At 40.5% G+C, this 13,048-nt stretch carries 16 protein-coding genes; 4 read left to right on the top strand and 12 right to left on the bottom strand.

Annotation, left to right across the window (positions count from 1 at the left end):
* Position 1: 1 nt before the first annotated feature.
* Positions 2-388 carry an LIC_11502 family protein gene (locus EHQ47_RS12930; protein WP_135694023.1) on the bottom strand — a complete coding sequence of 129 codons (387 nt, stop codon included), beginning with the start codon at positions 386-388 and terminating at the stop codon, positions 2-4.
* Between EHQ47_RS12930 and queG the strand changes: the two genes are divergently transcribed.
* Positions 387-1,370: a tRNA epoxyqueuosine(34) reductase QueG gene (gene queG, locus EHQ47_RS12925; RefSeq protein ID WP_135777309.1), complete on the top strand. Its 984-nt coding sequence runs from the start codon at positions 387-389 to the stop codon at positions 1,368-1,370. The genes EHQ47_RS12930 and queG overlap by 2 nt on opposite strands.
* A gap of 83 nt (positions 1,371-1,453) precedes the next feature.
* On the opposite strand, the gene thiE is transcribed toward queG, so the two are convergent.
* From thiE to EHQ47_RS12880, 10 genes are all read right to left on the bottom strand, one after another.
* A complete protein-coding gene (gene thiE / locus EHQ47_RS12920) occupies positions 1,454-2,101 on the bottom strand; it encodes a thiamine phosphate synthase (RefSeq protein WP_135747848.1) in 648 nt (215 codons plus the stop codon).
* Positions 2,091-2,894 carry a hydroxyethylthiazole kinase gene (gene thiM, locus EHQ47_RS12915; protein ID WP_135747849.1) on the bottom strand — a complete coding sequence of 268 codons (804 nt, stop codon included), beginning with the start codon at positions 2,892-2,894 and terminating at the stop codon, positions 2,091-2,093. Before thiM ends, thiE begins: the two co-directional genes overlap by 11 nt.
* Positions 2,895-2,915: 21 nt before the next feature.
* A complete protein-coding gene (locus EHQ47_RS12910) occupies positions 2,916-3,311 on the bottom strand; it encodes a response regulator (protein ID WP_002974709.1) in 396 nt (131 codons plus the stop codon).
* A gap of 5 nt (positions 3,312-3,316) precedes the next feature.
* Positions 3,317-3,448 carry a hypothetical protein gene (locus EHQ47_RS19930; RefSeq protein WP_265352285.1) on the bottom strand — a complete coding sequence of 44 codons (132 nt, stop codon included), beginning with the start codon at positions 3,446-3,448 and terminating at the stop codon, positions 3,317-3,319.
* A 59-nt stretch (positions 3,449-3,507) separates the two neighbouring features.
* Complete coding sequence (gene map, locus EHQ47_RS12905) at positions 3,508-4,263, bottom strand: type I methionyl aminopeptidase (protein ID WP_135777308.1); 756 nt, start codon at positions 4,261-4,263, stop codon at positions 3,508-3,510.
* A 3-nt stretch (positions 4,264-4,266) separates the two neighbouring features.
* Positions 4,267-4,470 (bottom strand): hypothetical protein, encoded by a 204-nt coding sequence (locus tag EHQ47_RS12900; protein WP_004787626.1) that lies wholly within the window; start codon positions 4,468-4,470, stop codon positions 4,267-4,269.
* Between the two features lie 11 nt (positions 4,471-4,481).
* Positions 4,482-7,712: a SpiroCoCo family coiled-coil protein gene (locus EHQ47_RS12895; protein ID WP_135777307.1), complete on the bottom strand. Its 3,231-nt coding sequence runs from the start codon at positions 7,710-7,712 to the stop codon at positions 4,482-4,484.
* Between the two features lie 83 nt (positions 7,713-7,795).
* The gene (locus tag EHQ47_RS12890) at positions 7,796-8,431 is read right to left on the bottom strand and encodes a rubrerythrin (protein ID WP_135747852.1); all 636 of its coding nucleotides are present in this window, start codon (positions 8,429-8,431) and stop codon (positions 7,796-7,798) included.
* A gap of 31 nt (positions 8,432-8,462) precedes the next feature.
* Entirely contained in the window at positions 8,463-9,110 is a 648-nt protein-coding gene (locus EHQ47_RS12885) for a hypothetical protein (protein WP_135777306.1), read from the bottom strand.
* Entirely contained in the window at positions 9,110-10,366 is a 1,257-nt protein-coding gene (locus tag EHQ47_RS12880; RefSeq protein WP_135777305.1) for a lysophospholipid acyltransferase family protein, read from the bottom strand. The genes EHQ47_RS12885 and EHQ47_RS12880 overlap by 1 nt, the downstream gene beginning before the upstream one ends.
* Before the next feature lie 47 nt (positions 10,367-10,413).
* On the opposite strand from EHQ47_RS12880, the gene lmtA reads away from it, so the two are divergent.
* A complete protein-coding gene (gene lmtA / locus EHQ47_RS12875) occupies positions 10,414-11,175 on the top strand; it encodes a lipid A Kdo2 1-phosphate O-methyltransferase (RefSeq protein ID WP_135750058.1) in 762 nt (253 codons plus the stop codon).
* Positions 11,176-11,181: 6 nt separating this feature from the next.
* The gene (locus EHQ47_RS12870; protein WP_135746696.1) at positions 11,182-11,439 is read left to right on the top strand and encodes a hypothetical protein; all 258 of its coding nucleotides are present in this window, start codon (positions 11,182-11,184) and stop codon (positions 11,437-11,439) included.
* A 17-nt stretch (positions 11,440-11,456) separates the two neighbouring features.
* On the opposite strand, the gene EHQ47_RS12865 is transcribed toward EHQ47_RS12870, so the two are convergent.
* On the bottom strand, positions 11,457-12,038 hold the full coding sequence (locus EHQ47_RS12865) for a hypothetical protein (RefSeq protein ID WP_135750087.1): 582 nt from the start codon (positions 12,036-12,038) through the stop codon (positions 11,457-11,459).
* Positions 12,039-12,112: 74 nt separating this feature from the next.
* Here EHQ47_RS12865 and EHQ47_RS12860 point away from each other — a divergent pair, with 74 nt between their 5' ends.
* Positions 12,113-13,027 carry a TIGR01777 family oxidoreductase gene (locus tag EHQ47_RS12860; protein WP_135777304.1) on the top strand — a complete coding sequence of 305 codons (915 nt, stop codon included), beginning with the start codon at positions 12,113-12,115 and terminating at the stop codon, positions 13,025-13,027.
* The last annotated feature ends 21 nt before the right edge of the window (positions 13,028-13,048 follow it).

Raw genomic sequence — 13,048 nt, 5'->3', positions numbered from 1 at the left:
TTTAGAACAACTCATGTGAATCAAAATGTTTCCATTCCCAATGGTAGGCGGATTTATCCCCGTATTGGATACATTCTGAGAGCCAATTGGATTCAAGCTCTGGACTCAGAACAGAATAAGTTTCTGAAACAGACCGAATGAGCTCGCGGTATTCGGGAAGGATTTCTGGCAAAAGAGGATCTGTGTTCCTTTCGAGGAGTCTTACCACAGATTGGAGTAGGGCAAAATAAATTCCCTTTCGCAATAGATCGGGAAGTCCCTTGGGAACTGCCACCAATGCTTCTATTTGAGGGAATAAGGAAACTAGTTTTGGAACATGGACATACAAATGGCTTGGCAACTGGCCTTGCATTTCAGTAAGATATACTTCGTTCTCTCCATCACTCATGACAAATCCAATTTACCAGATCCGTTCTCAAATTAAAACCATTTGTGAAAAAGAAGGTTTTTCTTTGGTAGGATTTACCGAGGCAAAAATTCCTGAATCTGATTTGGAACATTTGGACCAGTGGATTTCGGAAGGAAGATTTGGGAATATGGATTGGTTTGCCAAAGACCATGCTCTGGGAATTCGGAATCGTTTTGAAAATTTAGGTCTTACGCCTCGTTCTGCGATTTGTCTTGGATTTGTATACCGTTCGGATGCTTCCGAAAAAATTCTTTCTCAAATGGAATCCAAAGTTTCCCGTTATGCGTTAGGTTCTGATTACCATAACATTCTTAAAAAAAAAGGAAATCGGATTTTAAAAATTCTAAAAGAGCAGTTCCCCAATCATAAATTTCGCCAATCTGTGGATAGTTTGCCCGTGGCAGAAAAAATTCTTACGAGAGAATCTGGAATTGCCTGGCAGGGAAAAAATACCAACCTCATTCACCCCAAACTGGGATCTTATTTTTTTCTTTCTACCATTCTCACCGATTTGGAATTAGGTGGCCCAGATCCTGAAGAAATCATCACTGACCACTGCGGGAGTTGTCGCAAATGTTTGGATGTTTGCCCGACAGGTGCTTTGGATGCATATAAAATCGATGCCAAAAAATGTATTTCTTACTTAACCATTGAAGATAGGAAAGAAACGGAAGCCACAGAATCTTTTTTAAGTTGGGACCGGAAAGGTTGGGTGTATGGTTGTGATCTTTGCCAAGAAGTTTGTCCTTGGAATGCCAATGTCGCCAAACGAAACGAAGTTGAGACGATAGAGCCGGATTTTTTACCCAGAGCTTTCTGGACCGATCCTGATTTTATCAATAAAAAAAGACTCACCAAAGAAGAGTTCGATGGTTATTTTAAAAATTCGCCGATCGAAAGGATTGGTTTTGAAATTTGGAACCGAAATCTACAACATTTGAATGAAAAAGAATCAAACTGATAAATTTAATCACAACGAAATTGATTCAATCTGATTGAAAGATTGAAGATATGAGTTTCAGTTTCTTAGAATTGGAACTTATTTTATTCTTTTAATGAATGGAATTTTTTCGATAGGGATTCTGTGGCCGATTTCGGGTCCTTTGCCGAACAAATCGCACTCACAACCGCAAGGGAATCGGCACCTGCTTGGATTACATCGGCCGCATTGGATTCTTTGATTCCCCCAATGGCAACAATCGGAAGATGAGTCTCATTTTTTAACCAGCGAACGCCAGTTAAACCCCATGCTGGTTTGGTATTCGTTTTCGTATCTGTATCAAATACAGGGGAAATCGCAAGATAATGGAGTGGAGGTTTTGGGTCATTATGGATGAGAGAAAAATAATCTTCTTTCGTTTCTAAAGAAAGTCCAATGATGACCTTTTCTCCTAAAATTCTACGTGCTTCCCACCAAGGTAAATCGGATTGTCCCAGATGGACACCGTCGGCTCCTGCGGCCAAACAAATATCCAATCGATCATTGATGAGAAGGGGAACTGAAAATGGTTTTAGGATTTCTTTTAAATGTTTGGCGAGCTCTAAAAATGTTCTGCTATCGGCTTCCTTTTCCCTCAGTTGGACAAGAGAAACTCCACCAAGTGCCGCAAGTCTTACAACTTCTGCTAAGTTATGGTGTAAACATAAGGGTCTATCTGTGACCAGATAAACCCCTTTGATTTTATTCTCCATTTAACTTTTGTTTAATGGTATCTGCTCCGATTTCATAAAGGGCATCTAAAAAAGCGACTTGAAAACTACCTGGAGAACTTGTTTTGGATTTTGCCATTTCCCCAGCAATTCCCATCACAGCCATAGCAGAAGTTGCGGCACGAAACTGATTGGGTTGGATGGCAGCAAAGGCCCCACAAATGGCAGAAGCTGTACAACCAAGGCCCGTGACCTTAGTCATCAGTACATCCCCATTTCTCACTTGGGCTTTTTCAGTTCCACTTAAGATATAATCAGTGGCACCTGAAATGACCACAACACCACCAGTGACTTTAGAAAGAGACTTCCCTGAATCCACTGCTGACTCAGAGGAATCTGTTGCATCCACACCTTTTGTTTTACCAGAAGAATTGAGAGTTGAGAGAATTTCGGAAGCATTCCCACGAACAATGCTGGGACTGCCTGCTCCAAGGATGCGACGAATTGCCATATTACGCAAGTTACTCGCTCCTGCACCCACTGGATCTAAAATGAGAGGTTTGTTTAGAGACACAGCTTTTGCCGCTGCCTTTTCCATACTTTGGATCCAAGGTTCAGATAAAGTTCCAATATTGATGACAGTTGCCGAACAGATTGTAACCATCTCTTCCACTTCTTCAATGGCATGTGCCATAATGGGAGAAGCACCAATGGCAAGCAGTGCATTGGCAGTGTTATTCATAACTACGTAGTTTGTAATATTATGAACGAGAGGGGACTTAGAACGTAAACTTTCTAAGTCTTCGATAGTGTTTTGAATGATTGATTGAGACATGCGGAGGTTTCCTAGGAAAACCTAGGCAATCTTCGCAATGGCGTCTTCTACTTTTTTGATTAAATCAGATTCAGACCAAGGTTTGTTTAAAAAACTATGTAAGTCCACTTCCCCTCGCAATTTATTGAGTGAAAGTTCATCAATATGACCAGAAATAATTATTTTCTTTATCCCTGGATAAGTTTTGTGGACATCCCTAAGAAACTCATCTCCTCTTTGGTTGGGCATTAACCAATCAGAAATGATGATAAGGATGTCGATTCCTTCTTCTGCCAATTCTTCTATGATCGACCAAGCCTCTTCTGTATTTTGGGCAGTTTCATAACGATACTCGTTCCCAAAATGTTTTTTGAGCTGAGACTTCAGACTCATCAGAATGATTTGTTCGTCATCAACGAAGAGAATGGCTTTGTTCATTGGACCTATTTTCCGTCGTGAGGGCACTCGATGAGTTTGTCATGACCAGGGCAGGAACGTTTTTCTTTTCCTGGGCAAATCGCAAAAGATGCAGATGTGATGACAAAAAGGCTAAATAGAGTGATGGTTAGTTTCATAAAAAAATCCTCTTTTGAAATTAGACGATAGATTGGATGCGAAAGCAAGAACGATTTCTTCAAACTTTTGTTAGAATTTCATAACCTTTGTCTGTGACAAGTACGGTATGCTCAAATTGTGCAGAGAGTTTTCCGTCTTTTGTGCGGACGGTCCATTTGTCTGACTTATCAAAATTCACTTCCCAGGTTCCTAAATTGACCATCGGTTCTACTGTGAAAATCATTCCGGCTTCGATTTTTGCAAGTTTCCGGGGAGAGCGAAAATGAGGTACTTGCGGTTCTTCATGGAAATTACGTCCAACTCCATGACCCATTAGATCCCGAACAATCCCATACCCAAGTGGGGTGAGAAAGTCATCAATGGCATTGCCGATATCATCAATCCGGTTTCCGGGTTTCACTTGTTCAATCCCGACCCACATGGCTTTTTCCGTATCTGCCACTAGTTTTTCCGCCTCAGGAGTGGATTTCCCACCTACGATAAAGGTTTTGGAAGTGTCTCCAATGTATCCATCCACAATGGGTGATACGTCTAGATTGACAATGTCTCCATTGGCAAGGACATCCTCTTTTTTGGGAATTCCGTGGCAAACAACATGGTTGATGGAAGAACAAATGGATTTCGGAAAGCCTTTGTATCCAAGAGGTGCAGAGCGGTGGCCATGTTTTTTGGTATAGGCTTCGGCCAAATCGTTTAGCTCGAGGGTGGTAACCCCTGCTTTGACAAAGGGTTCTAGATACACGAGGAGTTCAGCGGCAAATTTTCCCGCTTTCCTCATCGTTTCAATTTCAGATTTGTTTTTAATGTAAATCACGGATTAGAAATCTGTGGACCGAACCGTTGTTCTTTTGTTTGCAGAGGTTCTTTCCAGCGCTTTGTCGATGAGACGGTAAATCTCTTCGTTGATTCCTTCGATCGCGTCTCCAGAAGTCATAAATCCCTTACTTTTGATATAAGCTTTCACTTTAGAAGTGACAATTAGGGATTCCTTCGACGTTGTTTCTGTTTGTTCTTCGGACATGGATACCTCGGTTATTTCTTTCTAACTCCGAGGATGCTATCTACGAGGGATTTTTCAATATTTAATTTTTCGCTAATTGCCTCAGAAGACCACTGGTAGTTGTCGTGGAGGCTTTGGATGGTGGCTCTTTTTCTCTCGACAAGGGGATTTCCCGAAACTTTTCGGTCTGATTTCCCCGTCGGGACCGGATTTTGCATCGCCCCTTGGACAATGTCCAGGAATTCGGAGAGTTTTTCGAAGGTCTCGTCTGCTTCCCCAAGAAGGGATTCCAAATCGTCTTTGGTTTCTCTTGAAGATTCTTTCAGGTCTTCCAATCGTTTTTGGAGGGTGAGGATTTGGCGGTGGCGATCCGATAGGTCGCCTAGCAGCTCTTCGATTTTGTCAAATTTACGTTCTACCGAATCAATCTGAGCTTCCCTTTCCACAAGGAAGGAAGTGCGGTTTTCTGCCTGGCGAATGGTTTCGGTAAGTTCCTTTTCGCGAGCCTCTACCACTTCGATTTCTCGGTCGAGGATGTCGAGGCGGGCTTGGAGCTCCCGTGCATTGTGTTTTTGGCCTTCCAAGTTTTCTACCAAGTGGAAAACAGAATCTTGTGATTCTTGTAAGGAAGAAAGGAAAGATTCAATTTTGGATTGTTCTGCCGTGAGTTTGGCCACCCGAGTTTCAATAGAACTTACTTCGTTCAAACTTTGTTCAAATCCTTCCATTGTTTCCGAAACATGTACCATATTGGACGCAAGGATTTGCACTTGTTTGTCGATGTCTTCAGTTTGGAACTGAGCTTCTTTTAAGGTTTCTAATTCGTTTGCGATTTCTTTTCTAAGTTCAGAAAATTCAGATATTGCCGATTGGTAAAGGTCGATGTCTGGGCGATTTTTTTCAAGGGCCCGGAGTGCTTCGGAGATTTCCTCTACAGCACGATTGGATTCATCTGCGATCTGTTTGGCGGAAGCAAATAAATCGGAATGTTCTTTGACCGTTTCTAACTCACTCGAAAGAGTTAAGATATCTTCTTTTAATGTTTCCATTTCGGATTGGAAACTAGAAAGAGTTTCTTCTTTGGTATCGTTTAGATCATCCAATCCATTTTTGATTTCGTATTTTAAGTCTTGGAAACGGTCTAAACTTTCTTTTAAGAAGTCTTGGCTTTCTTTTGCAATTTCTTTGAAAGATTTTTCGTAATCTTTTTGGTATGTTTCAATTTGTTTTTTGGATTCGTCTTTGGAACGTTTGATACTTTCATCTAAGTTGCGTTTGACGGTATTTAGATGGTTAGAAATTTTTTCTTCGAGTTGTCCTAATTGGACATTCCCTTTATCAAGGAGTTTTGTCAATTGGTGAGAGATTTTGGAATCAATGGTTTCATTGAGTCTATCCATTTTCTCTTCTTGTAAATTGAAAAAGGATTCACCCGATTCTTCTAAATGTTTAAGGATTCGTTCGACTTCGCTACGAGCAAGTTTTGACTCTTCTTCCAAACGAGAAATACTTTCTTTGGTTTTGGACTCTGCTGCCATATCCAAATTGGATTTTGCTTTTTGGAATTGGTTTTGGAATTCACCGAGTAGGTCAGCACCTTCTATATGAATTTCTTTTAGGCGGTCTTGGAGTCTTTCGATGCTATCATTTTGGTCTTCCCGAATTTTCCCAAGTTCGTCTTCCCATTTGCTGACAAATTGTTCTAAGTTGGCATTGGCGATACGAATCTTTTCTGTCACAATTTCTTCGGATTCTTTGGCTTTTTCTTCCGCAGTTTCTAGGATTTCATGGGCCGATTCACGAAGGGCTGATTTTAGCTCTTCTACATATTCATCCACATCTTTTGTTTGTGCTGTAATGGATTCGTTTAAGTTTTTGATTTGTGACTGGACTATCTCAAGATCTGATTCCATTTCACTCTTTTGGAGTTTGAAATCAGAATTCATTCTTTCTTCGAGTTCTTTTCTTAGTTCAAAAAGAGAAGATTTAATGACTGTTTCTTGGTTGGAACGAACTGAATCCAACTCACGATCAAAATCTTTGAGTTCTTGGAGGGCACTTTTTTTGAGGGAAGTGGCTTCCTCTTTTAATTCTTCAGAGATTCGATGGAATTCTTCTGAGAAGGCTTCTATTTCCCGAATGAGTTCTTGTTTGCGAATGTCCGCTTGGCGAAGGAGTTTGTTCTCTGCTTCCAAATATTTTTCTTGGAACTGGATGATGGTTTGGTTGATCCCGTCAGCTTGCCTTCTGGTTTCATTGATGATGTCATCACGTTTCGAAAGTGTTTCCAGAGACAAGTCTTCAATTTCTCGTTTGATGGCATCTGTCTCTTGAGAAAGACCTTTCATAAAAGAATCTTTTGTATGAGTGACTTGGTCAAAAATAGAATCAAAACGTTCTTGGATTTTTTTCTCGAGTAAGTTTACCTTCTCATCCAACTTACCAGAAGCTCTTTGGTATTTTTCTTCTAACCTTTCATCAAACTTATCCACTTTGTCAGAGAGTAAGGAAGAGGTATCTTCGAATTTTGTTAGGCGAACATCTAAGTCACCTTGTGCGTATTTCATGGACTCGAGTAACAAATCCATTTCTTTTCGCGCGTGGTCGAGTCGTCCCGCTGTTTCCCCCACCATCACATCGGCATGGGATAAAAGTTTTTCACGGGCAGTCTCTGCAATTTTAGAAAGCGAATTGTCTAAAAAATCAGATTTGGTTTCGAGTAGGCTTTCTAACTCCACCATCTTTTGTGCAACAGATTGTAAAATTTCATCACTTCTGTGATTCAATTTGTTTTGGAAAGTATCCAACATGGAGATGGATTCATTATGAAGTGCTTCCATATCTTCGGATACTCCACGTAACTCTCGTTTGTGGGAATTGATTTGAGAGAGTCCTTCTTCCATGTTTTGTTTTTCACGACGGACTTGGGAACTCAAATCTTGGATTTGTTCCATCTCACCAGACAGGGAAGAGAGGTAATCTTTACTGGCGCGGATCTTTTCGAATAGGTCACGGGATTCTGAACTTAAAGATTGGATGTCTTCTGCGACTTTGCGGGATTGTTTGACAAGGATATCGAGATCAATACCGGCATCTTTGACCAATTGGATTTTTTGAAGGGCGACACCATCAATTTCATCGGTCAATTTGGACGCATAACGTTTGAGTTGGGAGAGTTTGGTGTTGGATTTGTCCAAACGACGTAACCCAATGGTCACCGCAACACTGGCCAAAAAAGGCAATAAAAAGACTTCTAATCCCATTTTCTCAAAGATCCAATAATAGTATTATGTCGCATGAAGATGGTTGAAGAAAACCAGCCTCGGATTTTTTCCGCAAGCCTTTTTTAATTCAATGAGAATTCGCGGATTTGGAGCCAAAATCGGGCAAAAATTTTCGATTCTTCGGCCTCGAGTGCGGCCAATCGTTCCTTGGCATTTGGATCGAGGCGGAACATTTCAGCACTCATATCAGAAAGGTGGCCTTCTTCTTCCAAAATCAGGTTGGTTAGGCGGATGGGGGACTGAGTCCGGTCCAAAATCTCGTCGTACGCTGCATAGACGACCATCGCCCGTTTTTCAATGACCGTGGTGGTGTACAAATAGGCAAGGTAGGTAAATTGTTTTGGGTCTGGGAAAACCTTTCGTAGACTTCGGCGCACCAAAGTATCTAATTTTGCGAAATAAATTCTTGCCGCCGTTCCCCTAACAAGGGCGGAGTTTTGGTATCCCAATTGGAAACTGGGTCTTATGGTGCGGGCTGCTTTTTTAAAGAAGAGGGCATGCCTTGCTTCTTCGGTGGCATGTTTTAAAATCATCTCTGAAGTTTCTTCACTGGATTGGGTGAGGAGGATTTTTCTCGAACCAAGATGTTCTAAGAGAGAAAGAGTGTTTAGCCAAAGTGCATGGTTGGTTTCATTGGCAACGATATCAGAAAGAACTTTAGGAATGGAATCATTCGAGAGGACAGTAACAGAACCCATAAATCCAAATTGTGAGATGTGTTTCTTTGGGCTAGTCTTTCTTTAGAGGGATGTTCAGTTGGGCGATGGTTTCCCCATCCTCATGGTAAATTCGAAATTGGTCTGTGGGTAAACCTTCCCCTTTGAGAAGGATGACACAAAGGGCAATCCCAATCCCTTCTCCTTCCGAATTGTCCCCACGTTCGATATAGTATTCCATGATATCGTTATAGTTTTGCGCATGTAGGAGTGAGTTGCGAATTTTTTGCATCTCTCCCCGCACGAGAGTGGTATTGTTTCTGACATCAAACTTAATTTGGGATTCGGTATGTTCTATTTTTAGATGAACATATAAGTTTTTTTCTCGTGCGAGAGGTTCAAATGTATTTCCCCTTCCAGAAAGAATAAGGCTTTTGTACATTCTAACACCTAACTCGTAGTCGGTGGGGGAATGAATGTCTAATTGGTTCTCTTGAAAAAAAATTCGTTTAAAGTTGGCTTTAAAACCGTTGAGGATTAAGTCTTTTACAATTGTAAATAAAATAGCAGATAAATCGGGGATTTTGTATTTTTCAGTGAGCGCATCCAAAACCTTAACCAAGTTTTCATCGAGTGTTTTGGAGGCACCATATGCAGTCATTTCAATGGGTGTTCCTTGGTTCACCAATTGGTTTGTTTGTTCTAGGCTTAAGACTTCCATCAAAAAATATATTGGCTTGGAAAGAGTGGATTGGATTTGGATTTTTCTTCCACAAGCATCGTCTGTAACTCCTTTCTTAGACGTTCCGTAATGACATCTAGCGTTTTCTTTTTGTCTTCTTTATAAGAACTTAAATACTCATTGATCGTAAATGGGGTTCCGAATCTAACAACCGCTCTGTGAGGGCGGGGTTTAAATTCCCCAAAAAGTTCGTTTTCGTAACGGTATAAAAACTCATAAAGACGCTCCGCACTCGGTAATTCTTTGATATAGGCAGTTTGGATGGTGATAAAGTCATAGGCTTTGGTAGCAGCATTTCTTGCCCATGTTGCCATTTCTAGGCTAGGAAGTTCTCCATTGGGATCGGCCATTCCAACAGAAACCATTTCTAAAACACTCAAAATTCTTCTCAGTTTTTCGATGGCATTGGCATCATTGTCCCATTTGGGAATTTTTGCCTTCCTTGCAATATTGTCGAGCATGGCATGGCGCATCCTTCCCAGTCGGTAATCAAAATCATCGGCCCTACTTTCTTCGACAGGAACTCCATATTCTTTTTCTTCTCTTTCAATCATTCGTTTCCCTACAGATAAAAATCTGTGAAGGATATCTTTTCCTGTTTTTGTGATCCCAAACTTTTCTTCCATTTTGGTGATCGCCAAATCAATGTCTTTTTGCATGGAACTAATGGAGGCGGTCATTCTGTACTTAACGAAGGTAGGTAAAATCCAAATTTTAGCATTTGGATCTTTTTTCAGTGCATCTTCTAGTCCCCAAAATCCGAGTTGGGCCACTCCCGGTTGGAAGGGAAGTAGGGTATCGTTCATACCACTAGTGGGTTCTCCTTCTGGGAATAGGGCAAGTTTACCACCAGGAGAGGCAAGAATTTCCCTTGATGCTTTTAAGGATTCACGATCAGGTGCACCAGCTAACACGGAATAGGCCCCTAGCGATTGGATGAAGTCGCCAACAAACCCAAACCCCCATTCAAATACCTCTCTTGCTGCCATATAATGAAATCTTGATCCCATAATGTTTGCAGCATGATAAGCAATTCCTGGTTCTTTCGTTGTGGGATGATTGGAGATATAAAGGAGTCGTTCTTTTTGAAAGGTTTTTAATGTCTTCTGGTCGGTTTCTGATATCTCGATGGATTCAAGATTGTGGAGCATTTTGTTCAGAACCGGAAGAGTCAGATCCGTAAACCATAGAGCAGGAAGATTGAACTTTGCAGGGATAAAGGATTTGATTGACATAGGACGAATGCTGACAGCTTAATCAAAGGAAGCAAGTACGAATTCACATGGCACTTATAGAAGAACTCAACCAACAAGGCAATTTTCTCTTCCGATGGCGCTCCTACATTCCAGGAGTCATTTTGTTTCTTTCCTTACTGTATCTACCGTATGTCCCTTATTTCCAAGGGAATTACGAGTCCAATTTGTATTGGTTATCAGGTGCATTTTTAGTCAGTTTTGCAGGACTTTTTGTTAGATGTTTTACGATCGGATACACTCCCAAAAACACTTCTGGTAGAAATACAAAACAACAAGTGGCTGATGTTGTAAACCAATCAGGGATATACTCACTAGTCAGACACCCGTTATATGTAGGGAATTTTCTGATGTATCTTGGCCCGGTTTTTATCCTTCGGGATTTTGCCTTTGCGCTTGTATACATCATGTTTTTCTATTTGTATTACGAACGAATCATCTTTGCAGAAGAATACTTCTTACGTGGTAAATTTGCAAAAGGATATTTGGAATGGGCGGACAAAACGCCAGCCTTCATCCCTCGTTTGTCTGGATATAAAAAACCAAATTTAAGTTTTTCTTTCCGTAATATTTGGAAACGTGAATACCCAAGTTTATTTGGAATCATTGTTGTGTTCACAGTTTTTGATTTGATCCAAGTTTATTTCCAAGAGCCAACACTTCGAGCAGTAGACATCACAGGAATTTGGAAACCATTTCATACTTGGTTTTTTGGGTTTGGGTTTGTATTTTATATTGTCACACGTCTCATTGTAAAGACCACCAAACTTCTCGAAGTCGAAGGTAGATAATTTTTTATGAGTCGGTTGTCCAATGGTTGGAAAATTCCTGAGTCTCTAGATGATAAAATAGAACTGATGGAATCTTACCAAAAAACTGTCGGAAGTATGGAGTCGGAAAATCCGCTCACCATCTTTCGAGAACATATGGACAACGGACTTTTATTCAAAGCGGGTTTGCAAGATGCAATGAACCAACTCACCACTTTTGCAAACCTTTATATGAGTATCATCGAACTAAAAAAAGAAATAGAGAAACAAACAAAAGGCGTTTGATTCAATCAAAAGTTCAATTACTGTATTTCTTCCAGTTCTACTTCCGCTATACATCCTTCTTGAGAAAAAAGTTTGAATTCCGGGGTTAAAATATAAATGTTTTCTGGATAATTTTTTTCTTTTTGAAACTTTGGGAGTTTTGAAAGGGAAATCGAAATTTCCGATTTATTTTTTTCTTCATATCGATAAACAAATGTTAGTTGGTCTTTTGGCATCCTAAGTTCTTTGTCTACATTAATACTTTCCCGTAATAAAAAACGCATTTGAAATGTAGGTAATGTTTCTCCCGGACAAGCAATGACATTTAAATTTTTAAATTGTCTGGGTGAAAACTCAGTTCCATCCCAAAAATGAGAGAGTTTCATCTCTAAGAAAAAATCAAAATCTTCCTTCCCGTTTTGTTTCTTTCTCCAAACGGTTTTTTTATCTTTGTCTAATAGAAGGTGAATGCTTCCAGATCCTGTTGTGTCTTCAATGCGGAAGGGTGGGTTTTCATTGTATAAATTTATGTTTTTTTTGGTTCCAGAAAATAGATAGTAGTTCCCGAAGAGAACAAGTGTAATGGCGAAAAAAATCGGAAGAACAATGGCAGGTCTCATATGAAAGAAAAACTTCTCCAACCTGAGAAAATGGGCTACTTCTTTTTTTATCATTCCAATGTTTGGGAGATCCTATGAAAATCGGAATTTTAGGTGGTACTGGTCTGATTGGTACTTCATTCATTGAAAGGGCAGTAGGTTTGGGACATAGGTTTCGTGTTTTTTCTAGAAAACCATCTTTACCACCGGAACTTTCTTCTTATCAAGAATTGGAATTTGTTTCCTGCATCCTTCCGCAAACTTCTGACCTGGAAGGACTAGATGCCATCGTCAACTTAGTTGGTGAGCCAATAGCAGGTGTTAGATGGACGGAAGAACGCAAACGACTGATTCGTACTTCTCGTGTTGATTTTACACGTGGACTTGTGGCTCGCATTATGGATCTAAAATCACCACCCAAAGTTTTTGTGAACTCAAGTGCGATTGGTTATTATGGAATGTCAGAAGACAGCCATCCTCCCTATACTGAGAAGTCTGCTCCCGGTGAGGATTTTCTAGCGAAACTTTGTGTGGAGTGGGAAAACCAAATCCATCCCCTTTCTACAAGAGGAATTCGATCGTTGGTTTTGCGAACTGGAATCGTTCTATCTCCTAATGGGGGAGCCTTGGAGAAAATGATCCCTCCTTTTTTACTAGGTGTGGGTGGGTCCATTGCTTCCGGGAAACAAGGGATGAGTTGGATTCATATATTGGATTTTATTTCTGCCATGTTGCACTTAATGCAGTTGGATACAGCTTCCGGTGCATATAATTTAGTTTCACCTTATCCCGTAAGTAACGATGAATTTTCGATCGCTTTGGCCAAAACCTTACATCGGCCAAACTTTTTCAAAGTTCCATCCTTCGCCATACAGGCGCTTTATGGAGAAGGTTCCGTTGTGGTGACCAAGGGACAGTATGTGCTTCCGGAACGGTTGCTTTCTAGCGGATATGAGTTTCAGTTTCAAAATTTAGAAAAGGCACTTGCAAATCTTTTAGAAAAACAGTGATTTCTTCTTTTCAAAAGATAA

The sequence above is a fragment of the Leptospira bourretii genome (genome assembly GCF_004770145.1).
GTDB lineage: Bacteria > Spirochaetota > Leptospiria > Leptospirales > Leptospiraceae > Leptospira_A > Leptospira_A bourretii.
This window is presented reverse-complemented; position numbering and strand designations above follow the sequence as displayed.